Source organism: Anaerosalibacter bizertensis (assembly GCF_009696605.1).
GTDB lineage: Bacteria > Bacillota > Clostridia > Tissierellales > Sporanaerobacteraceae > Anaerosalibacter > Anaerosalibacter bizertensis.
In genome coordinates this window covers 51358-76181 of sequence record NZ_VULR01000003.1, presented here as the reverse complement: position 1 = coordinate 76181, position 24824 = coordinate 51358, and the positions used below count along the sequence as shown (strand labels likewise).

Genomic DNA, 24824 nt, shown 5'->3' with positions numbered 1-24824 from the left:
CATTATCTATCATTATTAAATATTCATAATATGATATAATTGTATTATATCAATTATTCACAATATTTTTTATCATCATGAAGTATATGGAAATAAAAATAAGGGGAATGATTATGTGGAGCAAAAAAGTGTTTATAATAATTATAGTTTTCGTAATCTTAATCCTTTTTGTATGGCTATACGTTTGTCCTATTAGCCCTGTCTGTTCCAATCCACCCTGCACGATTGACTCTAATAAAAGAATAAAATTCTTTATTGCAACAGACCCACATTACTTATCCAAAGATTTAACCGATAGAGGAAAAGCCTACAGAAACTTTATTATGGCTGGAGATGGTAAACAACTGAATTATATTGAAGAAATAATGGATGCCTTTATCTATGATATTAAAAATCAGAAACCTAATGTACTCATTATTAGTGGTGATTTAACAAATAACGGAGAAAGAGAAAGTCATTTAGATTTTTCTGAAAAACTAAAGATTATTCAAGATTCAGGTACATCTGTTTATGTAATACCAGGAAATCATGATATAAAAAATCCTTGGGCAGTAGAATTTAAAGGAAAGAAAAAACATAAAGTTAAAACCATTTCAGATAAAGATTTTGCCAAGATATATGGGGATTTTGGCTATAACGATGCTATTTCTAGGGATGAAAACTCTTTGAGCTATCTTGCAGCACCTTCAAAAGATCTATGGCTTCTTATGATGGATACTAATCAATATGAAAATAATATGACATTTAATAGACCACAACATGATGGATTGATTTGTCCTGGAACACTCCAATGGATTAAAGAATGCAGTGATTTAGCAAAAGAAAAAAATGCTCAAGTTATAGCTGTAATGCATCATAGTTTATTAGATCATAGTCAAGTAGTAAATGAAGGATATACATTGAATAACAATAAAGATGCCATAGAAATATTTAAAAACTGTGGTATCGAACTAGTTTTAACCGGTCATATACATCTTCAAAGTATAAAATCCTATAAAGAAAAAAATATTTCAATATACGATGTAGCTACTAGCGCTCTATGTGTATATCCTCATAAATATGGTATTATAGAATATTGCCCTAAAAGAGGCTACGATTATAGTACAGCTTGGATAGATATGGAAGGTTGGGCTAGTAAAAACAATATAAATGACAAGAATATAAATAACTTTAAAGAATACTCTAAAAAATTCTTTGAAAACAGATCTTATTATAAGTTTTATGATGACTTATACGATATCCATGAATATACAGATAAAGACATGAGACTAATGTCAGAAATCCTAGCAAAGTTGAACTTAAAATATTTCGAAGGATCTGGAAACATAAATGTAAAAGAAGTAAGAAAATCTCCAGGATATAAATTAGTAAAAAGTATTGGACCAGACTTTCTGAAAGAGTATATGGAAAGTATACTCGATAACCAAAACATAGATAACAATAAATTACATATTCCAATAAAAAATAATTGAGGGGGAATAGCTATTCCCCCTCAATTTCCTATAGTATCATCAACTTTAATTTCTTTATATTCAATTCTTTCATATTCTCTTAATCCTCTATCATAGTTTGGTACTATATCTAGGAATAATAAAACATTGTTATTTAATAACATTTTATCTCCCCCTTTAAAAACTATTTTCCTATATTTTTTTAATTCTCCTTCTATTATTAGTTTACCCAAATAGTATACTTTCTTAACTTTTTTCTTTGTTTTACATATTAGATTTTTTTAAAAAAGTAGCCTGATAAAACCATCAGGCTACTTTTTTTATATTGCTGGTTTTATAAATCCTCTACCTTGAACATCAATTGCATCTGAAATAGATATTAAGGCTGTTTCATCTATTTCCTCAATCATTTTTTTAACTCTATGCAATTCATTTTCAGTAACTACACAGTATATTATCTTTCTCTTAATTCCTGTATAAGCTCCCTCGCCATATAGGAATGTAGTTCCTCTACCTATTCTATTTATTATAGCTTCTGATACTTCTTGTTCCTTCGAAGTCACAATAAGCAATATTTTCTTCTTATTGAAAGCATTAATCGCTTTATCTATAGCTAGAGATTTTATATACATTAATGCTAATGTATATAATGTTAGTTTTAAACTAGTAATTAAAACTCCAAGCCCTGCAATAATTCCATTTAATATAAAATATAATGTTGATATCTTTATACCATGTTTTCGTCTAATAATAATAGCTATAATATCTGTACCACCTTGAGATGCTCCTGCCTTAAATATAATTCCAGCTCCAATTCCAGTTAAAACTCCTCCAAATATAGTTGATATAACAATATCATCTACCTTTAAATAACTTGCAATATCCTTAGTTAAGATTAATAACAGGGACATAGATATTGTTCCAATAAAGCTTAGTATAATAAAGTCCCTATCTACAAACTTATATCCAATTATGAATATAGGTATATTAATAATCAATACCCAATATCCTGATGGAATATTAGATATATACTGTAAAATAAGTGATATTCCTGTTACCCCTCCACTTAGCAGATGATGAGGAGATATAAATCCGTTAACTGCAATAGAATAAATTAGGCTACCTAGTAAAATTTTAATTACTTTAATACAAAATTCTTTCTGCTCTTTATTCATCTAAATATTCCTCCAAAATTATTAAAATCAACAATAAGCCTAATTATATCAACCATCTATGCATGTTTCAACCATCCCATCCTTCATTTACACCTTTAAAACCTATATAAAGTTTAAAGCTGTAATAATTATAAAGAAAAAATGAATTTATAATTATTACAGCTTCATATCTAATTTTTTTATTTTAAATATTAAATCTCTATCTCTAAAGCAACTGGACAATGATCACTGCCTAGTACTTCTGAATGTATCTCAGCATCTTTTAAGTTATCTTTCAATCTTTCGGATACAATGAAATAGTCAATCCTCCAACCAACATTTCTATCTCTAGATTTCCTCATATAAGACCACCAGCTATAGGCTTCTTCTTTATCTGGATAAAAATACCTAAATGTATCTATAAAACCAGAACCTAAAAGTTCTGTCATCTTTCCACGCTCTTCATCTGTAAAACCTGCATTTCTTCTATTAGTTTTTGGATTTTTTAAATCTATTTCTTTATGAGCTACATTAAGATCCCCACATAAGATAACAGGCTTGTCTTTATCTAGTTGTTGTAAATAACTCCTAAATTCATCTTCCCAAGTCATTCTATAATCAAGCCTTGTTAGCTCTCTTTGAGAATTAGGTGTATATACATTTACTAAGTAAAACTTTTCAAATTCTAAAGTTATCACCCTTCCTTCATTATCATGTTCTTCAATTCCTAATCCATATTTAACTGATAAAGGCTTTTCTTTTGTAAATACAGCTGTTCCTGAATAGCCTTTTTTCTCTGCATAATTCCAATAATCATAATAACCTTCTAAATCCAAATCTATTTGTCCTTCTTGTAATTTAGTTTCCTGAACACAAAATATATCTGCATCAATATCTTTAAAATAGTCTAAAAATCCTTTACGTACGCAGGCTCTTAGGCCATTGACATTCCAAGAAATAAGCTTCATTTTAACCCCCCATTACTTAAATTCATTTATATTGCTTGTCCAATGATAGTTATACTATATAAAAAATTGTCATGCAAACATCTTATACCCATTTCAAATAATTTTAACTAAAAATAAGGCCATGAGTAAATAACCATGGCTTCTAATTACTATTTAAAAATATATCTTTTAAAACTTTAATTACTTTTTCAAAAATCTCCGATGGTTCGGCAGATATAATATTTTTTTCATACATTTCCTTATAAACATTATAATATTCTTTTCTAAAGTCTCTACTTCCAAACATTATAGAAATGACTTCCATATTTTTATCCCTAACTTCTTTTACTGCATTTTTTACATCATCTATAGCAAATTGCCCATTATACTGATATGCTGAAGGCATCCCATCTGATAGAACAAATAATATTTTCTGCTTCTCATCCCTTTTCTCTAACTCTTTGGAAGCTATTCTAATATTTGCTCCATCCTTATTGGCACCTCCTGCAATTATATACTTGTTTTTATAACTAGTGTATATAAGATTTGTATTTTTTGTATTATCATCAAAATCCTTTATAATTATATGCTCTGTGTTTTTCCAGCTAGTATTGAAGACTACCACCTTTATTTTAACTATTTGTTTCAACGCTTCTTCTAATACAGCCATAGTTTCTATGGCATATTCCCATTTATTATTTTCTTTCATACTTCCAGAGCCATCTACTAAGAAATAAAATACTGTATCAATTTCATTTGCCTTAGCATTCTTTATAAATATATCTGTATCATCAAATATATCAAATCTATATAAATTATTGGTATCAATTATTCCACTCTTTTGATTACGTCTTAGAGGCTTTTTCCTTTCCTCCATTATCTCAATTATTTCCCGATTAAATTTCTTAGCTCTTTTTTTAATATCTAATGGCAATTCAACTTTTCCATTAATTTTTTCTTCCCCATCATCTATTCTTTTAATCTCTATAGAACTATTGGGAGCTGCACCCTTACCTAGATAATAATTTTCTATCTCTACATCTCTCTTTGCCATTGTTTTGTTTTGTTCAATATTCTTACTTGTATTTTCCCTAATCTCCTCTTCCATATTGGTTTCATTATTCTCTACATCATCTAAATCTTCATTTTCCATCATATTATCTATTTTAGTATCATTTTCATTATTAGGGTTAAATTTTTCCTCCATTTTTTTTGGAGAAGTCTTTTTTTGCATTATCTTATCTTCATCTATTTCTTCCTCTTCTCCTACTAAATCTTTTACATAATCTGAAATTTTCTCCCCTATTTTTTCTGCAATATCCATACACTGTCTACAGCTTTTCAAATGCACTGCCTTATCTATATCCTCTTTAATCTTATAAAATTCGTATCCTAATCTAGTACCAGCATACATCTCTCCAAATCCAATTGGTAAAAGTCCTGTAGTTCCATAGATATATATGGAGTTTAAAAAATCATATAATTCATCTTTTTCCAACCTAGTAGATACATAATATTTATATCTTGCATACTTCACATATTTAGAAAAACCTTTTTTATTGTTTACAAGGATATTTTCAACCCTTCCATCTTCTAATGAATTCAATATAGAATATGAAATATTCTCTGCTACCTGTCCACTAATTCTTTTTTTCCTCATATATTTAAAAATCTTCTTTTGAGTTCTACCTATTTCATCTTTAGGAGAAGATAATATACGCTGAGCCTGATTCCCCATAGCCGCCATTAAAAATATATAGAGTTCCTCTTCATTTGAAATTTCAATTAAGTCATAAGGTAGTCCAATGACTATTTCTTTACCATCTATATAAGATGACATTCCTTTTATAGATAGTTCGAAATCTTTATTTCCCAATAAATATTTTGCAGAAATATATAATTGATTTTCTAAATCCTTTTCCTTAATACAATCTACAATTTCTTTATAATTCATAGTCATTTTAAAATATCTCCCCTAAGCTACAGTACTTCCATATTTATTATATTCATAATATGCTCTCTATCATCTTCATTATCCCCTTGATTTACTACACAATCGATTAATGATTCTTTTAAAGTTATTATTTCCGGATCATAGCTTATAGCAACATTTTCAAAACCTCTTATTGTCAAACTCTTTTCAGATATTTCCCCTTCTTTTATAAGTAGTCTTATACCCTTATATATATCATCAAGAACTTCCAACACTTCTGACTTTATATATGGATTCTTAGATTTCAATAGTTCTTTAATAGAATCATGGCCTGTACATCTTATTCTTATGAATCTATCCCTAAAAGCTTCATTTAACTTATTTACTCCTTGATAGGTATCATCGTTTTCTGTAGTGATTGCCATAAAGTTTTCATGAGCTTTTATCTGTCCTAATTCTGAAATGTAGATTTGTCTTCTATGGTCAAGTACTGAGTTCATACTTTCTAAAACCCCTGGATCTGCCACATTTATCTCATCAAATATTGTTATATATCCATTTTTTATTGCTTTTGTAAGAGGCCCATCCACAAAAACTACTTTTCTTTCTCCTTCTTCAGTTATATCTATAGTCTTATATCCCCAAATATCGTATTTATCTATATCACGGGAAAAAGATATGGTTATAACTGGTCTGTTGAACAGCCAAGCTATAGTTTCTGCCATTGTTGATTTACCTGCTCCTCTTTCTCCAACCAATGTAATATTCTTGTCCTTCATAGTTAGATAATGTAATGCCCTTTTTAAAACACCAGATTTATCCCTGTATAGAAATTCTGGCTTTTTCATAAAACACAAATCTTCTTCATCATATTTAATATAGGTCTTAAGAATATTTGTAAATAAGCATTTAGGTATATTGTTCTCATTGATATAAGCTATTTTATCCTTTATATTTTCTTCTGTATCTATTTTTCTTTCAACTATATCTTCAATTAAATTTTTCATATATTCTTCTTTAATTTTATCTTCTGACTCCTTGGATAGAACCATTTCTCCAAAGAGATATTTTCCTTCTTCTGCTTTTATTAAAATATCAGCATTATCTTCTAATAAATATTTATAATCTGTTAATATACTGTCTTTATGTCGCAATTCTACTATATTTCCTACAGGTTTATCATCTATAAATACTTCTTCTTTTTCTAAATTATATTTAGCTAATAGCTCCTTTTCTTCTCCAACTTTACCTATGTTGCCATCTATCAACACTTTTAATACTTTTTCTTTTTCCCTTTCTTTAGCTTCTATATCTGGTAAGTATATCTCTATAATATATGCTGTTTCTGCCCTATCATCATCCTTAGCATAAACTATGGTATCACTTGTTATGATTTTGCCTGATATTTCATCAAGATATTTAAAATAGGGAACTAACTTCTTGTTCACTATGCAATTATCTGGCACTTTATAATCATCAGAACAAACATACCCTATAAATTCTCCATTTTTAAGGCATTTAATTGCATTTTTATCATATTTATAATCTAATTCTCTTTTAAGAACAACCTCGTCCCCTAGTACAAGAGGTACTTTTTTATTTACTACCGTTATTCCTACATTAGCTAATTTCATGTTTTTCCTCCTATTAGAATAATTAATGTCAAAATTCACTATAGTTCTATTTTTATTTTATCATAATATAAGCCTTAGCCAAATATAGTTTTAACTATCACTGGCTAAGGCTATAAATTTAATCTTTTATTACAGTTTGAATACATTCATCATATCTATAATCTGGATGAGGAATGGGATTAACTTTAATGTGTGGAGTTGTTTGTACTTCTTCATTTATTGTATAGTCAGGATTTAAGCTTAATTGACTACTAAACCTTACAACTAGACCGCTATTGGGTAGTGAAAACAATAATGGATCTATACCTACTCCATCGCCACCAGTTCTTTCACCTACCAATGTAGCAAATCCACTTGCCTTAGCAAAGGAAGCAAAACTTTCAGCAGATGAATATACACCTTTATCTACTAGTAAATATATTTTACCATTAAAATCTATGGGCTTTTTCGGTTTTATTTTTGTTTTTGACTTTGTATAATATTTAAAGTCTGATTGTACCTCTTTAGGAAATTGTTTAACTAAATCTTTATCTAAATTAGATACCTTTTTTAAGTTAGGAGACTTAAACCTATAAAACTCTTTAGTATACTCCCCACCTCTAGAAAAAATAAAGTTATTTACAGTAAAAGGCCTTTTTATAAGGGGTTGGATAATATTGTACATCCAATAACGATCATCTCCTCCTGGATTTCCCCTGATATCAATTATTAATTTTGGATATTTTTTTACACTCTTTAGAAATTCTCTTATCCTTTCATTATCTTCATCCAAATTATGTGTATCCATTTCACTAATTTTTATATAAGCAACTTTATCAGGAATTATTATATCAGTTTTATAAGGGGACTTTGTATGTTCAAAATATACATCATCTTCTAATGATTCTATATCTTCCTTAGTTAATTTATATCTCGCCTTAGCTTTTTCATCATCTAATACCTTCCCCCAAGGTCTATTGATAAAATGTCCATCATATTCATATGTTTTATAATAATATAAATATTCATTCCTTGATAACAAATGAGTATGTCCATTATTTAACTCTCCTATTATCTCGTTTAATTTCTCCACAAATTCTTCGTCATTTTTTGTCTGTTTTATTTTCTTAATATACTCATTCTTATTCCCTAACCAATCTACTCCATTTACCCTTTCATTTACTTTGAAAAAAGGATAGTTTTCTTCTAATATATTATACATATATTCAAAATCCTCTAATTTCTCTTCCATAGTAAGTTCTCTATTGGAAATACTCATACTTTCTTTTCCAGTACTACATCCTGAAATAGTTGTGGAAATTAATATACAGATTATAATTAGAAGAAATGATTTGTTTAACAACCTTTTCTTTCCCATTTTATCCCCCCTTAGATCATTATAATCTATTTTATAGCAAATAGTAAATATTTTTAAAAACTGTAAAATATTATTATAAAACTAATAAAATATTATATTAAAAAAGCTATTTAAAATAGTTTCGAAACTATTTTAAATAGCTTTTTATATCAAAATTAATTTCTATCCATAAAGAAAGATTTTATTATGACAAAATATCCTCTTATATAACTTTGAATAAATACAGTCTTAGGTATTTTAGCTGGAAGTCCAAGATGATAATAAATATCTTATTTAAAAAATTTCATTTCTCCAAGTTTTAGGTAAAACCAATGCTATTATTGTAAATAACTCAAGCCTACCTAATAGCATGAATAGCGATAATAGTAATTTACCCATAGAACTAATACTGCTAAAAGTTTCAACAGGACCTACAATACCAAATCCTGGTCCAATATTTCCAAGGGCTGATGCTACGGCACTTGAAGAACTTACAAGATCCATTCCTTCTAGTGAAATAAGGACAGTTCCTAATACAAATATAAAAATATATAGTGCAAAAAAACTTGTTATACCTGCAACTGTTTCATTAGACACTATTTCTCCATTTGTCTTTATGGGTATAACTGCTCTGGGATGAAGTATCTTAGAAAATTCTCTCTTAACTAATTTAAACAATACTAATATTCTTATGTTTTTTATTCCCCCACCTGTAGAACCAGCACATCCTCCTACAAACATTAGGAGAAATAAAATTGATTTACTAAAAGTTGGCCATTTATCAAAGTCTGTAGTAGCATAACCTGTTGTAGTAATTATGGAACCAACTTGGAAAAATGCGTCCCTAAGTGCTAGTCCAATATTTTTATATATTTCACTATTTATATTTAAAGCTATCAAAATAACAGAAGAAAATATTATTCCAAAATACAACCTTAACTCTTCATTTTTAAAAACCTCTTTCCATTTTCCTTGAAATAAAAAATAATATAGAGAAAAATTTACACCCGATAAAATCATAAATATTCCAATTATAATATGTATATAAGTACTATCATAAGCTCCTACACTTGCAGTCTTTATAGAAAACCCTCCTGTTCCTACAGTTCCAAAAGTATGAACTGCAGCATCATACAGTGACATACCACCAAATAACAATAGTATTATCTCCAAAACAGTCATTATAAAATAGGTTATATATAAAATCTTTGCAGTATCTTTAACCTTTGGTACAATCCTATCTGGCATAGGTCCAGGACTTTCTACCTTAAATATTTGAAATCCTCCTACTCCTAAAGTAGGCAATATGGCTATAGTAAAAACCAATATACCCATTCCACCAATCCAATGTGTAAAAGACCTCCAAAATAATATTCCCATAGGCAATGATTCCACATTATCAACAATTGTAGCTCCTGTAGTTGTAAAACCAGAAACCGTCTCAAAAAAACTATCTATCCAAGATGGAATACTTCCCGAGAGTACAAATGGTAAAGAGCCAAAAAAAGATGCCAAAATCCACCCAAATGCAACAATAGCTAGTCCTTCTTTTGCCTTTATATTTTCCTTTGTTTCTTCTTTCCTACCCATGATAAAACCAAGTACACCAGTTATAAAAATACTAATTAAAAAAGCCTTTTTATCATACTGATTATAATACAATGAAACCAATAGTGAAGGTATCATCAATAATGCTTCTACAGTTAATAAGTTTCCTAATATTTTAATGACTACCCCATAATTCACTGAAAATGCCTCCTTTTCTTGGATTTATAAGTTTTTTCAAAGTAGGTATATCAGATTCTAAAGAAAACACAATAATCCTATCATTTGGATATATTATGGAGTTACCATCTGGTATGATTACATTTCCATTATGAACAATTGCACCAATAATAATGCCCTTTGGTAGCCTCAATTCAGATATAGGTTTACCAATGATTGGCAATCCTTCACTTGCAATGACTTCAGTAACTTCCCCCTTACCACCAAGGAGAAAGGACACAGAAACAACTTTTCCACCCCTTATAAATTTCAATATATTACTCGCTGTTATATTTACAGGATTGAAAGCTACATCTAAATCTAATTTATCTATTATATTAATATAACTTGGCCTACTTATTTTTGCAATAGCCTTACTAACACCAGATTGTTTAGCTACTAATGTCATCAATAAATTTTCTTCATCATATCCTGTGGCACCAATAAATGCATCCATAGCACTTAAATCTTCTTCCTCTAAAAGATTTATATCTGTTCCATCACCATGAATTACTAGGACATTATCAAGTTTTTCAGATAAGTATTGACACCTTTTTTTATCCTGTTCAACAATTGTTACGTTTACATTAGAAGCCGATAGCCTCTTCGCTAAATAATAACCAATTTTTCCCCCACCTAGAATCATCGCTCTCTTAATATCCTTTTTATTTACATTTATTCTAACTCTTTCTCCCAATTTATCAATATTATAGCTTCTACCAATTACATAAATTACATCATTTTCCCTTAAACAAGTAGAGCCATTTGGAATAATCAAGTTTCCATCTCTTGATATAGCAGTAATAAGTAAACCGTCTAATCCATCTAATTCTTCTATCTTCTTTCCAACAAAGTCCTTTGTATTTCTAATATTAAAATCAATCATGGAAACTTTCCCACTAGCAAAATCTCCTGAATGGAAATTATAGTTTTTTAATAAATATCTTTCTATTTCAATGGCAGTTGTTAAATCCGGATTAATAATATAGTCTATACCCATTTCAGATTTAACAAAATCCAATTGATCAGTAAACTCTGGATTTCTAATCCTTGCTATGGTCCTTTTACAGCCTATTCTTTTAGCTAAAGAACAAATTAACGTGTTCGTTTCATCTCCATCTGTTGCTGCTATTAAAAGATCATAGGTTTCAATATCAAGTTCTTTCAATACCCCTATTTGTATACCATTTGCAGCAATGGTTAACACATCTAAATGATTATTAATCCTTTCTAAGGTTTTAGAATTTACATCAACCAATGTTACATCAATATCTTCATTGTTCATTGCCTCTGCTAGTTTATATCCTAGTTTGCCTGCTCCAACTATCATTACTTTCATTTCCATCCTCCCCTAGGTATAATATATGTATATCCTTATTATATTCCTAGTTCTAAATTAGTAAAGTGTATAATTGGATTTAATATTTTCTTCATATTAAAGCTTTCCTTCAGTTTTATCCTTATTTGCTATATAATATTAATAACATCATTATATAAAATCCAAATATAGAAAGGGGTAGAAAATATGAAGAAATATATTGCTATTTTTTTATCAGCTATAATGCTTTTAAGCCTTACAGCTTGTAGTAGTTCTGAAAAAGCACCTAAAACAATTGATAAACAAGAAAGTGAAGAGGAAGTTATAGAAGAAAAGCAAGTTGAAAAAAATGAAGAAGAAACTGTAGATGAAAAAGAAGAGGCCACTGAAGAGTCTGAAGAAACTTCTGAGGAAGTTAATGAAAAAGAAGTAACCCTTTACTTTGTAAATAAAAAATATATAGAAACAGGAGACGAATCATTAGAAAAACTTATTCCTGAAAAAAGAGTTGTTAAATACGATGAAATGCCAATAGAAGAAGCTATTGTGAGAGAGCTAATGAAGGGAACAGAAGATGATAGTATAAGTACTGTAATTCCTTCAGGTGTAGAATTAATTGATGTCAAAGTATCAGATAAAACAGCATTTGTAAACTTTAAGCAAGAAGGTTTAAATGGAGGATCATTAGAAGAAAGATTTACTTTAGATCAAATAATTAAAAGTCTAATAGAATTAGAAAGTGTAGATAAAGTACAATTTTTAATAGATGGTCAAAAGGCAGAAACCCTTATGGGACATCTAGATATTTCAGAACCCCTAGATAATATAATGGAATAACAATTAAAACACATGCTCTTTTTAGTTTTAACTAAAAAGAGCATGTGTTTTAATATTCAACTATATTAAGTCTATATAATAACATGAATAACAATTCACTCATCTTTAAAAGCTAAAGTTTTAATAAATCTATCTATACCTATAATTGTATTGGAAAAGATATTTTTTGCATTTTCTTCATACAACTTTGGTTCTTCTATAGCTGGACTAAAATGGGTAAGCAAAAGTTCTTCTACATTCCCCTTTTTAGCTAAAAGTGCAGCCTCACTAAATGTCATATGCTTATTCTTTATGGCTTTATCTAGATCTTTTTCCTCTCCATAAGTACCTTCACATATAAATAAATCACTTCCATATATAAATTTTGGTATAGTATCTATAGGTCTGGTATCTGTAATATAACTTAACTTTATACCTTTTCTTTCCTGTCCTAATACCATATGTGAACTATATTTTATACCATTAAAATCTACAGTTTCCCCATCTTGGAGCCTACCCCATAAATTTTTCGGTACTCTATTTTTTATTGCTTTTTCAACTTCAAATTTTGGATTCCTTTTTAAACCGAAACTATAACCCACACAAGGTAATGAATGGTCGAGTTCTAATGTTTTTATGTCCATATTTTCCATTATATTTATTCTACTTTTAGGATTTTCTATTATATTTATATCATAAGGAAGATATGGAACTACCCTTCTTAGTCCATCTATTACATAGGTTATACCTTCAGGTCCAATTATAGTTATTGGCTCAGTTCTTCCACTATTTCCTATGGTAGAAAGAAGACCTGGCAAACCTATTATATGATCTCCATGACAATGGGTTATGCATATAATATCAATACTCTTGAAACCCCAACCAAGTATTCTCATAGACACCTGAATTCCTTCACCACAATCTACTAATATCTTCCTTCCATTATATCTTATAAGCAGGGAAGATAGATATCTATTAGGCATAGGCATTCCACCACCAGACCCTAACAATGCAATATCAAGCAATTAAATCACCTCTATCTTCTAGTTTATCTCATTTTAAATGTTTTATATATAATTTTCAGATCTTGCAATTTAACTTAATTTTATATAAAATTAAGTTAGTTTTAAAACTACAAAGTCTTTTAAAAATCAACTTATTCAGAGAGGAAGAAAAATATGTTTACTCCCATTAAACAGACAAGTATTTCCAAAAAAGTTATTGCACAAATTAAAGAAATGGTTTCTGAAGGATCCCTTCAAAAAGGTGATAAACTTCCTTCAGAAAGAAAAATGGCTGAAAAATTACAAGTAAGCAGAACTTCTGTTAGAGAAGCTCTTAAAGAATTGGAAATAATGGGACTTATAGAATCTCGTCAAGGAGAAGGTAATTTTATAAAAAGTAACTTTGAGGATATATTGCTAGATCCATTTTCTACAATATTCTTAATCAAAGAAAGTAATGCCCAAGAAATATTAGAACTTAGACATGTTATAGAAAAAGGTTCTGTTGCTTTAGCAGCCGAAAGAATTGTAGATGAAGAATTAGAAGAAATAGAAAAAATATTAGATACATCAAAAACATCAAATTCTGAAGATGAATTAGTAAAATTGGATGTTATGTTCCATTACAAAATAGCTCAATCTAGTAAAAACTTCTTATTACAAAGTATATTAAATGCCGTTTCATCCCTTATTGAAGCGTCTATAAAAGATACAAGAAAAAATATATTAATAAAAGAAAAACATAAAGAAATCATAAAACAACAGCATAATAATATTTATGAAGCTCTAAAGAACAAAGATATCAAGGCAGCTGAAAAAGCAATGTCAGACCATCTTGAATTTGTGAATAATGAAATGAAAAAATCTATAAAAAATTAAAAAAATACTATTTGCTTCCCCATTTGGGGAAACAAATAGTATTTTTTACATGCAACCTTCTTTTAAATCATCTAATGAAGTTGAGCTATATAATACTTCTTGCAAAGTTTTTGCAGAACTTTTAAAATCTTTCACTTCATCTTCACTTAAAGATACCTTTAATGCCTTTTCAACACCATCTCTTCCTACTATGGCAGGTACTCCTAAATATATATCATCTACTCCATAATAATCTTCTACTAAAGTTGATACTGGTAGAATTGATTTTTCATCACCTAGTATAGCTTCTACAATACGGCTAACAGCTAAAGCTATTGCGTAAAAAGTAGCACCTTTTCTATTTATAACTTCATAAGCAGCATTCTTAACATTTTCATGAACACTTCTCCTAAATTTATCATCATATTTATAATTAAATTCTTTAGCATATTCATCTATTGATATTCCTTGTATATTAGTTAAACTCCAAGCAACAAATTCTGTATCACCATGTTCTCCCATTATATATGTTTGAATATCTCTAGCATCAACATCAAACCTCTTACCTATTTGATATTTTAATCTTGATGTATCTAGTACAGTACCTGAACCTATGACTCTTTCTTTAGGGAATCCAGATAATTTATAGGCCACATAACTTAATATATCTACTGGATTAGAAACTATTAACAAAATACAATTAGGGCTATATTTTACTACTTCTGGGATTATTCCTTTAAATATTTGTATGTTTTTATTAACAAGATCCAATCTAGTTTCACCAGGTTTTTGCGCTGCCCCAGCAGTTACTATAACAATATCAGAGTCCTTAGTATCTTTATATTCACCTGCATTTATATTTACAGGTTTTATAAATCCTGCACCATGACTTAAATCTAAAGCTTCTCCTTCAGTTTTTTCTTTATTTACATCTACCAATACTAACTCAGTTGCAAAACCTGAAATGATTAAAGAATAAGCAGTTGTTGCCCCTACAGCTCCTGTTCCTATAATAGATATTTTTGTACCTTTCTTCTCCCTAATCATAAAACTCACCCTTTCAAAATAATATTTTATATTATTATAGTGGTATGCTGGTCATACCAGTTCTTTCTTTTTTATAATATCACAGTCACAAACTATTGTCTATAATAGTTATTTTATTAACAGATTGTCAAAATGTAGAAACCCTTGTGGGATGAACCCCTAGATAATATAGAATAAAGTAAAGGCTACTAGATTTAAATCTAGTAGCCTTTACTTTATTCTATATTTATTGAAAATTGATGATTTTAAAATCTTGATAAAGTAGATCTATAACAAGTAATTTCTTTCTCAGTATTTCTCCTCTTTTAATTAGTACTTTAATAGTTTCACTTACTTGTATAGAAGAAACCAATGCAGGTATAAACGAAGGATTACCAAAACGTTTTTCTATTCCTTCTTTTCTTCTATTCCTGTATATAAAGTCTAATGTTCTATCTCCTGGAAAAATAGTTGTAACTTGGCCATACCAACCTCCTATTGCACCATGAACAAAAGGTATTTTTAACTCTTCACATTTTTCTTGAAGTAAAAATCTTGTGTCGATATTATCAAGGCCATCAATAACTATATGGTGTCCTTTTAAAATATCTGTCCCATTGTATTCATCAATAAACTTAGTAACTGGAACGACCTCAATTAATTCATTTACTATTTCCATTCTTTTTTTAGCCTCAACTGCTTTGTTTTTACCTAGATTTTGATTGTTACTAAGAATTTGCCTGTTTAAATTAGATTCACTGAAGCTATCTCCATCTACTACAGTTATATGACCTATTCCAAGTCTAGCTAACATCTCTACTGTATAGCTTCCAAGACCTCCACATCCTACTACCACTACACGAAAATCTTTCAATTTTTCATTTTCTTCTTTTGAAAGAGCAGACATATTTCTTTCATATCTTATCAAAATTTAACCGCCTCCTACTGGTGGAAACAGAGATACTATATCTCCATCTTTTAATACATTATCTACTTTTCCATCTCTTCCATTTATTAATAATATAGCTACTTCTTCTTCGTCTATATCTAATTTTTCAAGTATATCCCTGACAGTTAAATTTAAATTATCTATTTTAAAAAAATATTTTTTCTCTCTTCCTTCTCTAAAAGAGGCAAAAAGTCTTATCTCTACTTCCAAAGTATCACCTCATTTCAATAAAATTTCGAATTTCTATCTATTTTATATATTCTTCAAGGTCTAACTTTTCCAATGTTTCTTTTGTTGGTATACCTTTATTATCCCATCCCCTTACTTCATAATACTCAGGAAGTAATTCATCTAAATGGTGTACATATCCTTTTGAAGGTCCTTCAGGAACAGGTTCCTCTAACAATCTTCTTGGAAGAGTATCATGTGTACTATCTATACCTGCTTCAAGATTAAATAACTTTTCTAAGGTCCAAATTCTATCTCCTGCAAGCATCATTGAATCTACATCATGCAATTCACCTACAACAGCATTGTACATATCTACATAGTCTTTGGCACCAAGCCCAAAAGTAGTAAATACACATACCCCTAATGAATCTATTATAGCTGTTAAATCATGGAATACCTTAGCATAAGCTGCTTTTCCTTCAAGACTAAATCTATCTAATTTCTCAGGATATCCAAGAATTTCTGGATTTATCATATAGCCTTTTATATGACATCCTCCCCTATTGTTTACAGCATAAGTTATACCATGCCCTTGAACCCCTCTAGGGTCATATGCTGGAAGTTCTTGTTTCTTGACACTCATTGAAAATTCTGGCACACCATATGAGTCACACAATCTATAAGAACCATCTGCCATTTTATCGCCAAATCCTTCTCTTAGTCCTATTTTCTTAGTCCAGCCAATAACCGCTTCTGCATCTCCCCAATTTAATGATAATCCATCTTTTTCAATATCTTCATCCTTTATATAGCCTTTCTCATATAGTTCCATAGCCGCTGCAATAGTTGCCCCTGTTGAAATAGTATCTATACCATATTCATTACATAACATATTTGCTCTATTTACAGCATCTAGATCATATACATCACAATCTGAACCAAAAGACCACAATGTTTCATATTCAGGTCCTCCACACTCAGTACCATCCTCTAATTTTATCCATCTACCACAAGCTATAGGACATCTATAACATGGGTTTTTTCTAACTAAATACTTCTCAGTTAAAGTTTCTCCACTTATTTTATCTGCTTCATCTGTATAGGATTTTTGAAAATTCCTTACAGGATGTATACCATTTTCATTTATTATATTTACAAGAATCGCTGATCCATAGGTAGGAAGCCCTTGTCCTGCAACTGGATCTTCTCTTAATATTTTTATTTTTTCCAAAGATACTCTCTTAGCTTCTTCTTCATCGTATATATTTAACTTCTGAGTACCTCTAACTGCTATAGCCTTTAAATTTTTCGAACCCATTACAGCTCCAACTCCACCTCTACCTGCAGCTCTATCTATATCATTCATAACTGCAGCCATAAGTGAAAGTTTCTCACCAGCAGGTCCTATACATAATACTTTTGCTTTTTTATCTGTTTCATCAAGAAGCATCTCTGTAGTTTCTGATGAAACCTTTCCCCATAGATGCTTAGCATCCCTTATCTCTACTTTGTCATCAAAAATATTTACATACACAGGTGAATCTGCTTTTCCTTCTACAATAATCATGTCATAGCCTGCATTTTTAAGCTCAGCTCCCCATTTACCACCAGAATTTGCAATACCTATAGTTCCAGTTAAAGGAGCTTTTGTTACAACCATATATCTACCACTAGTTGGCATTGCAGTACCTGTAAGAGGACCTGCAGCTATAATAAATTTATTTTCAGGGGATAATGGTTCTACTTTTGGATCTGCTTCATCAAATAATGTTTTCACACCAAGCCCTCTAGCACCGATAAATTTTTTAGCAATACTTTCATCAAGTTTCTCTAACTTATAAGTCCTGTCAGTAAGATTAATTCTTAAAACCTTTCCATTATAACCATACATAATATTTTCCCCCTTATAATTTGTTATTTCTTATATAAATATTTTGCAATTTTTATGCCAAAAAAATAACCTTTAATTTATAAGGAGTAGGAGTAGGTTTTATTCCTTGACGTTCCCCTTTGAAGCAGTGTTTTGTTCCGTTATGGACCAAAGTTCTATATTGTAACACTATATGGAATATTTTTTTATCTTTCTATATAGGGTATTTCTTCCAATTCCAAGGGCTTTAGCCGTTTGAGAAATATTGCCATCAAACTTATTTAAAGCTTTTTCTATATACTTCTTCTCTACAGTTTCAAGTGTAAAAATTGTTTCATCTATTTCTTCACTTTTAATAGGGGTAGGTTCTACAGTATTAAATTGTAATTTATCTAATATCTTAATACTTCCAGTATTTATAATAAGCTCTATTAGATTTTCCAATTCCCTTATATTTCCTGGCCAATCATAATTAATGAGTCTTTCCATATACCCAATTGGTATATCTACCTTTCTTTTATTTAAACGCTTAGATATTCTTTCCATAAAGTAATTTATGAGAATAGGTATATCATCTTTTCTATCTTTTAAGGAAGGTAGATATATAGGTATAACATTTATCCTATAAAATAAATCTTTTCTAAATTTACCTTTAGCCACTTCATCTTTTAAATCCTTATTTGTAGCCGATATAATTCTTACATTTACAGGTATCTGTTTTATACTACCAATTCTATTTATAACCCCTTCTTCTATAACTCTAAGAAGTTTTATCTGCATATCTAAAGGCATCTCTCCTATTTCATCAAGAAATATAGTTCCTCCATCTGCAGCCTCAAATTTTCCTAAATGTCCACCTGGTCTTGCTCCAGTAAAAGCCCCTTCCTCATATCCGAATAGTTCAGACTCTATTAGATTGCTAGGTATAGCACCACAGTTTACAGCTATAAAAGGCTTGTCTTTCCTACTACTATAGTTGTGTATAGATTGAGCAAAAACTTCTTTCCCTGTACCACTATCACCTACAATGATTACATTTGATCTACTATCTGCAATTTGCTTAGAATAATTAATAATATCAATAAAATTTTGATTCTTACCTATTATTTTATCAAAAGTATATATAGCTTGGCTCTTAATCAATCTATTGGCAAGCTTTCTAGGTTTTTTTACTTCATTAAAGATACAAGTTATCTCAACAATTCTCTCTTTTGAATCATATATAGGATATGCACTTAAATTTAATTTAAGTCTATTTGTATGAGCATTTACCTGTACATCTTCATTAGTAAAGCTTCCATTATTATGAACTTCATCAAGTACCATATTCCAATTTTTTACTAAATTCCATATTTTCATGCTCTTTATTTTTTCTTCACTATATCCAAATAGTTTAATTATACTTTTGTTTATAATTCTTATAGTTCCTGATAGATCTGAAGTCAGTATACCTGCCGGAATAGAATCAAGTATATTTTCAATATTTTCTTCAACCAATTTATCTTTTTCCACTATATCTACCCCTTCAAATAAAATAAATATTATAAAATCTCAATTTCATCTCCAGGTTCTATCCACCCACTCTTCAAAATCTTCGTAAATATACCTTCTTTAGGCATTATACAATCTCCTGTAAGCTTTCTAATTTCACAGCCTTCATGACACTCTTTACCAATTTGTGTGACTTCCATTAGCACCTCTCCTATTTTCATTTTAGTTCCTATTGGAAGTTCATATAATACTAAACCTTCTGTTGTTATATTTTCTGCAAATTTACCAGGAGATAATCCTTCAATACCTAATCTTTGCATTTTTTCAATACTTTCATTACCAAGTAAACTTACTTGTCTATGCCATTTTCCTGCATGAGCATCTTCTATTAATCCATGATTTTCTTTAAAAAAACCTTTCTCTATTGGATGTTTTATTTCTCCCTTTTTTTCACTTATATTAATAGCTATTACCTTTGCCATTATACCCATCCCTTTCAAATAGTCCTGATTTTCCTCCAGACTTTTTTATTAACATAATATCTGAAATAACCATTTCCCTATCTATTGCTTTACACATATCATAAATGGTTAATGCTGCTATACTTACAGCCGTTAACGCTTCCATTTCTACGCCAGTCTTTCCTGTGTTTTTTACTTCCGATCTTATATCTACCTTATTATTTTCAAAATCTAAATTAAAACTTATATCACAGCCATTTATCATTATAGGATGACACATAGGTATTATTTGAGGTGTACTTTTAGCTCCCATAATACCTGCAACTTGAGCTACAGATAGTACATCACCCTTTTTAATTCTCCCTTCTTCTATCTTTTCAAGGGTTTCTCTTTTCATATAGATAGATGCAGCTGCAATTCCTTCCCTTTTAGTATCCTCTTTACTACTTACATCTACCATTTTAGCCCTACCTTCTTTATTTATATGGGTTAAATCCATTTCTATCCCCCTATCTGATACATTTTCTTTTTACTTCTGCTCTTTCCATCTTCTATGAGAAAATGTTCTAATGGTTTATTATAAATTGTTTCTTCTATTTTCTTTGTAAGAATTAGGTCATCATCTATATATTTACTTATACTTATCTCTTCTCTAGAGTTAAGACAAGGCTTGATATTCCCCTCTGAAGTAAGCCTTATCCTATTGCAATCACTACAGAATTTACAGCTCATAGGTGTTATAAAGCCAATCTTACCTTTTGCATTTTCTAACTTGTATAGTTCTGCCGTACTTCCTTTTTGAGAATCAATCGGTATTAAATTTTTGTGATTCAATAGAATTTCTTTAGAATCTATATAATTTTTCTTGTAAAATTCTTCACCTTCTCCTATTGGCATTAACTCTATAAACCTTATGGTTATAGGAAGTTCTTTTGTTAAATTTATAAAATCTTCTACTTCATCATCATTAATTCCTCTCATCAACACAGTATTAACTTTTACCTCTTCTATTCCTACAGATAGACTCTTTTCAATACTTTTCACAACTTTATCTATATCTCCACCTCTTGTAATATTTCTAAACTTTTCTTTATCAAGTGAATCTAAACTTACATTAACCCTCTTTAAACCTAGTTTTTTAAGTTCATCTACCATATCATATAAAAGTATTCCATTTGTCGTAATAGCAATGTCTTTAATGGAATCAATCTTTCCAGTATAGTAGATTAGCTTGTCTATATCTTTAAGTATAAGGGGTTCTCCACCTGTAAATCTAATTTTATTTATTCCCAATGAACTAGCTGCCTTAATGACTTTTGCAATATCTTCATATCTCATAATATCCTCATGATCTTTCTTAACAATACCTTCAGGAGGCATACAATAAATACATCTTAAATTACATCTATCAGTTACAGATACACGCATATAGTTTATCCTTCTACCATATTTATCAAGCATATTAAACAACTCCTTTAAGGGCGTATTATCTCTCCTATTTCCCTATAGTCATAACCTCCTAGCTCATCAAGCTTTTCCTTAAATTCATCACTCTTTATAAGATTTATAAATTCATTTATAATTGGCTTTTCCAAAAACTTACTAGGAATTGCTATATCATATTCCTCATTAGCTACTGGTATAAAATCTAGTCCCATCATTTTTGCAGCAGAATATATACCAAGACCACAATCTGCATCATTATTTTCTACAGCTGCTGCAACTTGCAAATGTGTAAACTCTTCTCTGTCATATCCTTTAATTTCACTTGGGTCTATGTTTAATTTTTTCAAATTATAATCTAATAATAGTCTAGTTCCTGCACCCCTTTGCCTGTTTACAAATTTTAGATTCTTTTCAGATATATCCTTGATGGAAGTAATACCATGTGGATTCCCTTTAGGAACCATTATTCCCTGTATTCTTTTTACACATTTTATTAGAAATATATCTTTGTCTTTTAAATATTTTTTAATATAGGGTATATTGTACTCTCCACTTTCCATATCTAAAAGATGGACAGGGGCTATATGGGCTTCTCCTTTTTTCAATGCCATAATTCCACCCATACTACCTACATGAGCTGATGATAAATAATAATCATCATTTCTCATATGAATTAAATCAGATATTATATCTATAATAGGGTCATGGCTTCCAATGCATACAATTGTATTTTCTATATCTTTTTCTTCCTTTAAAAGGCTTATTTCTACTTCTTCTCCTGCTTCAATTCCTTCTAAATTTTGAGGTATTTCAAGTATTCCATCTGCTCTAACTAATGACATGGTAGTGCCTGCACCTCTACTTAGAGGAGTAGCTATAAGCTTATCTTCCACTTTCCCTAATTTCATCCTTACAAATTCAAGATATTTTAATGATGACATAATCCTTCTAGATAATATTGCCTTTACTTTTTTATGCTCTTTTTCTTTTTCACCACAATACTTTTCTATAATTCTCTTTACAAAAAGTTCCATAACTACATAAGCCGATACCGGGTAACCTGGTATACCTATTACAGGTTTATCTTCTATACTTCCAAGTACAACTGGCTTTCCAGGCTTTATTGCTACTCCATGGATAAATACCTGACCAAGTTCTTTCACTACTTTAGAAGTATAATCTTCCCTACCAGCTGAAGATCCTGCATTTATAAGAACTATATCACATTCCGAAACAGCTTTATCTACAGTATCTTTTATTTTTTCATAGTCATCAGAAACTATAGCATATCTTTTTGCTATACCACCATATTCAAAAACTTGGGCAGCAAAAGTTCTTGAATTAAAATCTATTATATCTCCAGTTTTCAACTCTACTCCTGGCTCTACTAACTCCGTACCTGTTGGAATTATGCCAATAATAGGTTTTGTATAAACTTCTATCTCATTTACTCCTCCTGCCAATATAGCTCCTATATCTACAGGTCTTATTTTATGTCCTGAAGGAACTATAAGGGAATTTTCTACAATATCTTCTCCCAATGGTCTTATATTTTGATAGGATGCGGCACTTTTATATATAGCTACCTTTCCATCATCTAACTTTATTAAATCCTCTACCATTATTACAGAATCATACTCTTTAGGAATTGGATCTCCTGTATCTACTACTAAATAATCTTTTCCTTCTTCAAGAACTATATGATTTTTTTCATTTGCCCCTATTGTTTTTCTACTATCTACAGCAATACCATCCATAGCTGATGAATTATAGAATGGAGAAGATATCTTAGAATATACTGGTAAAGCCGTTATTCTACCATAGGAATCCTCAGTCTTTATAACCTCTTTTCCTCTATTTATATTTATTTTGCTAAAATAGTGTTCAATTGCTTCCTCTAACTCATAATTAGATAAATAAATATTTTGATCCATATTTTCCCTCCTAAAACTTGTATACTAATACATTTTCCCCTTCTACTATACCTTCTAGGTTCTTATCTATTTTCATAATTCCATCTGCTTTTGAAAAACCACTTATTAGTCCTGATTTAGAAAATATGGGAGTTGCAACTATATTATCTAAATCTTGTGAAAGGGTTACAGGAAGATATTCTTCTCTGCCCTTTGCACTGTGATAATTTGTACTAAATTTACATACTATAGGATAATCCTTTTCTTCAAATCCCAAAAGCTTATCTATACAATACTTAACCATTACCTTATAAACTATTGCAGCAGATAGAGGATGACCTGGCAGTCCAAAGACTATCTTATCTTTTACTTTCCCTATTATTGTAGGTTTCCCAGGTTTTATTGATATTCCATGTACAAATACCCCTGGTTTTCCTAAACTATTTATTACATCTATAGTCATATCTTTTTTTCCAACAGAGCTACCTCCAGATATTAAAACTATATCTGCTTTGCAAATTGCATCGTCAACAGTATCTTTTAAATCTTCAATATCATCTTTTACGACTCCATAATTAATAGGAATACCTCCATCCTCAACAATAGATGATTCTATAAGATAAGAATTTATATCCCTTACTTCTCCTAAACTTGGTTCTTCTTTTGGATTTACTATTTCATCTCCAGTAGATATTATAGCTACCTTAGGCCTTTTAGATACTTGAATATCCATTATACCAAGACTTGATAATACTCCGATTTCATAGGGTCTAAGCTTTCTTCCACGTTTTATAATTACTTCCCCTACTTCTATATCTTCTCCTATTTCCACAAGATTTTCACCATGGGGAATAGATTTATTTATAAGTATCGTATTTTCATCAAGTTTTTCACTATATTCTACCATTACTACTGAATCTGCACCATCTGGAATCATGCCTCCTGTTGGAACATATATACATTCCCCAGGAAATTCTATACTGGAAGTAGGTTCCCTTCCCATCAGTACTTCCCCTTTATACTCCATAATAGCTGGTATACTCTCACTTGCACCTCTAATATCTTTAGAATTTACTGCATACCCATCTACAGTAGACCTTCTAAAATGGGGCACATTCATTTCAGAAACTATATCTTCGTATATTATTCTTCCCATACTATCTAAAATATTTACCTTTTCGCTCTTTGGATAAAATTTAAAATAATCATCTATGGCTTTTTTTGCCTCTTCAACAGATAATACATCAAATAAATTCAACACAATCACTCCTATCTTCCATAA

At 29.9% G+C, this 24824-nt stretch carries 22 protein-coding genes; 3 read left to right on the top strand and 19 right to left on the bottom strand.

Going from position 1 to position 24824, the window contains the following annotated elements; translation table 11 throughout:
* Nucleotides 1–113: 113 nt before the first annotated feature.
* Nucleotides 114–1472, top strand: a complete 1359-nt coding sequence (locus tag FYJ27_RS03180) for a metallophosphoesterase (RefSeq protein ID WP_195839066.1) — start codon at nucleotides 114–116, stop codon at nucleotides 1470–1472.
* A 20-nt stretch (nucleotides 1473–1492) separates the two neighbouring features.
* On the opposite strand, the gene FYJ27_RS12875 is transcribed toward FYJ27_RS03180, so the two are convergent.
* From FYJ27_RS12875 to trkA, 8 genes are all read right to left on the bottom strand, one after another.
* Nucleotides 1493–1615, bottom strand: a complete 123-nt coding sequence (locus FYJ27_RS12875) for a hypothetical protein (RefSeq protein WP_264291937.1) — start codon at nucleotides 1613–1615, stop codon at nucleotides 1493–1495.
* Between the two features lie 156 nt (nucleotides 1616–1771).
* On the bottom strand, nucleotides 1772–2626 hold the full coding sequence (locus tag FYJ27_RS03175; protein ID WP_154483012.1) for a YitT family protein: 855 nt from the start codon (nucleotides 2624–2626) through the stop codon (nucleotides 1772–1774).
* Between the two features lie 191 nt (nucleotides 2627–2817).
* Nucleotides 2818–3573 (bottom strand): exodeoxyribonuclease III, encoded by a 756-nt coding sequence (locus tag FYJ27_RS03170; RefSeq protein WP_154483009.1) that lies wholly within the window; start codon nucleotides 3571–3573, stop codon nucleotides 2818–2820.
* A gap of 142 nt (nucleotides 3574–3715) precedes the next feature.
* Nucleotides 3716–5512 (bottom strand): VWA domain-containing protein, encoded by a 1797-nt coding sequence (locus FYJ27_RS03165; protein WP_154483006.1) that lies wholly within the window; start codon nucleotides 5510–5512, stop codon nucleotides 3716–3718.
* Between the two features lie 20 nt (nucleotides 5513–5532).
* Nucleotides 5533–7119 (bottom strand): AAA family ATPase, encoded by a 1587-nt coding sequence (locus FYJ27_RS03160; protein ID WP_154483003.1) that lies wholly within the window; start codon nucleotides 7117–7119, stop codon nucleotides 5533–5535.
* Between the two features lie 118 nt (nucleotides 7120–7237).
* Entirely contained in the window at nucleotides 7238–8476 is a 1239-nt protein-coding gene (locus tag FYJ27_RS03155; protein WP_154483000.1) for a S41 family peptidase, read from the bottom strand.
* A gap of 273 nt (nucleotides 8477–8749) precedes the next feature.
* Complete coding sequence (locus FYJ27_RS03150; protein ID WP_326831028.1) at nucleotides 8750–10201, bottom strand: TrkH family potassium uptake protein; 1452 nt, start codon at nucleotides 10199–10201, stop codon at nucleotides 8750–8752.
* Nucleotides 10179–11558 carry a Trk system potassium transporter TrkA gene (trkA, locus tag FYJ27_RS03145; protein ID WP_154482997.1) on the bottom strand — a complete coding sequence of 460 codons (1380 nt, stop codon included), beginning with the start codon at nucleotides 11556–11558 and terminating at the stop codon, nucleotides 10179–10181. Before trkA ends, FYJ27_RS03150 begins: the two co-directional genes overlap by 23 nt.
* 186 nt (nucleotides 11559–11744) lie before the next feature.
* Here trkA and FYJ27_RS03140 point away from each other — a divergent pair, with 186 nt between their 5' ends.
* Nucleotides 11745–12374 (top strand): GerMN domain-containing protein, encoded by a 630-nt coding sequence (locus FYJ27_RS03140; RefSeq protein WP_154482994.1) that lies wholly within the window; start codon nucleotides 11745–11747, stop codon nucleotides 12372–12374.
* 95 nt (nucleotides 12375–12469) lie between these two features.
* Here FYJ27_RS03140 and FYJ27_RS03135 read toward each other — a convergent pair whose 3' ends face one another.
* Nucleotides 12470–13378 carry a ribonuclease Z gene (locus FYJ27_RS03135; protein WP_154482991.1) on the bottom strand — a complete coding sequence of 303 codons (909 nt, stop codon included), beginning with the start codon at nucleotides 13376–13378 and terminating at the stop codon, nucleotides 12470–12472.
* Nucleotides 13379–13531: 153 nt separating this feature from the next.
* Between FYJ27_RS03135 and FYJ27_RS03130 the strand changes: the two genes are divergently transcribed.
* Nucleotides 13532–14236, top strand: a complete 705-nt coding sequence (locus FYJ27_RS03130) for a FadR/GntR family transcriptional regulator (protein ID WP_154482989.1) — start codon at nucleotides 13532–13534, stop codon at nucleotides 14234–14236.
* Nucleotides 14237–14281: 45 nt separating this feature from the next.
* On the opposite strand, the gene FYJ27_RS03125 is transcribed toward FYJ27_RS03130, so the two are convergent.
* The 10 genes from FYJ27_RS03125 to FYJ27_RS03080 form a co-directional block, all read right to left on the bottom strand.
* Complete coding sequence (locus tag FYJ27_RS03125) at nucleotides 14282–15262, bottom strand: L-lactate dehydrogenase (RefSeq protein ID WP_154482986.1); 981 nt, start codon at nucleotides 15260–15262, stop codon at nucleotides 14282–14284.
* Between the two features lie 226 nt (nucleotides 15263–15488).
* Nucleotides 15489–16169, bottom strand: coding sequence for a HesA/MoeB/ThiF family protein (locus tag FYJ27_RS03120; protein WP_154482983.1), 681 nt, complete (start codon nucleotides 16167–16169; stop codon nucleotides 15489–15491).
* A gap of 3 nt (nucleotides 16170–16172) precedes the next feature.
* Complete coding sequence (locus tag FYJ27_RS03115) at nucleotides 16173–16400, bottom strand: MoaD/ThiS family protein (RefSeq protein ID WP_154482980.1); 228 nt, start codon at nucleotides 16398–16400, stop codon at nucleotides 16173–16175.
* A 37-nt stretch (nucleotides 16401–16437) separates the two neighbouring features.
* Nucleotides 16438–18252 carry an aldehyde ferredoxin oxidoreductase family protein gene (locus tag FYJ27_RS03110; RefSeq protein WP_154482977.1) on the bottom strand — a complete coding sequence of 605 codons (1815 nt, stop codon included), beginning with the start codon at nucleotides 18250–18252 and terminating at the stop codon, nucleotides 16438–16440.
* A 168-nt stretch (nucleotides 18253–18420) separates the two neighbouring features.
* A complete protein-coding gene (locus FYJ27_RS03105) occupies nucleotides 18421–19743 on the bottom strand; it encodes a sigma-54 interaction domain-containing protein (RefSeq protein WP_326831027.1) in 1323 nt (440 codons plus the stop codon).
* Nucleotides 19744–19772: 29 nt separating this feature from the next.
* Nucleotides 19773–20213, bottom strand: a complete 441-nt coding sequence (locus tag FYJ27_RS03100; protein ID WP_229775461.1) for an MOSC domain-containing protein — start codon at nucleotides 20211–20213, stop codon at nucleotides 19773–19775.
* Entirely contained in the window at nucleotides 20182–20682 is a 501-nt protein-coding gene (gene moaC, locus FYJ27_RS03095; protein ID WP_154482971.1) for a cyclic pyranopterin monophosphate synthase MoaC, read from the bottom strand. The genes FYJ27_RS03100 and moaC overlap by 32 nt, the downstream gene beginning before the upstream one ends.
* A 2-nt stretch (nucleotides 20683–20684) precedes the next feature.
* On the bottom strand, nucleotides 20685–21644 hold the full coding sequence (gene moaA / locus FYJ27_RS03090) for a GTP 3',8-cyclase MoaA (RefSeq protein WP_154482968.1): 960 nt from the start codon (nucleotides 21642–21644) through the stop codon (nucleotides 20685–20687).
* 14 nt (nucleotides 21645–21658) lie between these two features.
* Nucleotides 21659–23563 carry a molybdopterin biosynthesis protein gene (locus FYJ27_RS03085; RefSeq protein ID WP_154482965.1) on the bottom strand — a complete coding sequence of 635 codons (1905 nt, stop codon included), beginning with the start codon at nucleotides 23561–23563 and terminating at the stop codon, nucleotides 21659–21661.
* 10 nt (nucleotides 23564–23573) lie between these two features.
* A complete protein-coding gene (locus FYJ27_RS03080; RefSeq protein ID WP_154482962.1) occupies nucleotides 23574–24800 on the bottom strand; it encodes a molybdopterin molybdotransferase MoeA in 1227 nt (408 codons plus the stop codon).
* Nucleotides 24801–24824: the final 24 nt, after the last annotated feature.

Bases quoted from the DNA above. Each gene is read 5' to 3' on its own strand.
- FYJ27_RS03180 (WP_195839066.1), top strand. From the start codon at position 114: ATGTGGAGCAAAAAAGTGTTTATAATAATTATAGTTTTCGTAATCTTA.
- FYJ27_RS12875 (WP_264291937.1), bottom strand. From the start codon at position 1,615: ATGTTATTAAATAACAATGTTTTATTATTCCTAGATATAGTACCAAAC.
- FYJ27_RS03175 (WP_154483012.1), bottom strand. From the start codon at position 2,626: ATGAATAAAGAGCAGAAAGAATTTTGTATTAAAGTAATTAAAATTTTA.
- FYJ27_RS03170 (WP_154483009.1), bottom strand. From the start codon at position 3,573: ATGAAGCTTATTTCTTGGAATGTCAATGGCCTAAGAGCCTGCGTACGT.
- FYJ27_RS03165 (WP_154483006.1), bottom strand. From the start codon at position 5,512: ATGACTATGAATTATAAAGAAATTGTAGATTGTATTAAGGAAAAGGAT.
- FYJ27_RS03160 (WP_154483003.1), bottom strand. From the start codon at position 7,119: ATGAAATTAGCTAATGTAGGAATAACGGTAGTAAATAAAAAAGTACCT.
- FYJ27_RS03155 (WP_154483000.1), bottom strand. From the start codon at position 8,476: ATGGGAAAGAAAAGGTTGTTAAACAAATCATTTCTTCTAATTATAATC.
- trkA (WP_154482997.1), bottom strand. From the start codon at position 11,558: ATGAAAGTAATGATAGTTGGAGCAGGCAAACTAGGATATAAACTAGCA.
- FYJ27_RS03140 (WP_154482994.1), top strand. From the start codon at position 11,745: ATGAAGAAATATATTGCTATTTTTTTATCAGCTATAATGCTTTTAAGC.
- FYJ27_RS03130 (WP_154482989.1), top strand. From the start codon at position 13,532: ATGTTTACTCCCATTAAACAGACAAGTATTTCCAAAAAAGTTATTGCA.
- FYJ27_RS03125 (WP_154482986.1), bottom strand. From the start codon at position 15,262: ATGATTAGGGAGAAGAAAGGTACAAAAATATCTATTATAGGAACAGGA.
- FYJ27_RS03110 (WP_154482977.1), bottom strand. From the start codon at position 18,252: ATGTATGGTTATAATGGAAAGGTTTTAAGAATTAATCTTACTGACAGG.
- FYJ27_RS03100 (WP_229775461.1), bottom strand. From the start codon at position 20,213: ATGGGTATAATGGCAAAGGTAATAGCTATTAATATAAGTGAAAAAAAG.
- moaC (WP_154482971.1), bottom strand. From the start codon at position 20,682: ATGGATTTAACCCATATAAATAAAGAAGGTAGGGCTAAAATGGTAGAT.
- moaA (WP_154482968.1), bottom strand. From the start codon at position 21,644: ATGCTTGATAAATATGGTAGAAGGATAAACTATATGCGTGTATCTGTA.
- FYJ27_RS03085 (WP_154482965.1), bottom strand. From the start codon at position 23,563: ATGGATCAAAATATTTATTTATCTAATTATGAGTTAGAGGAAGCAATT.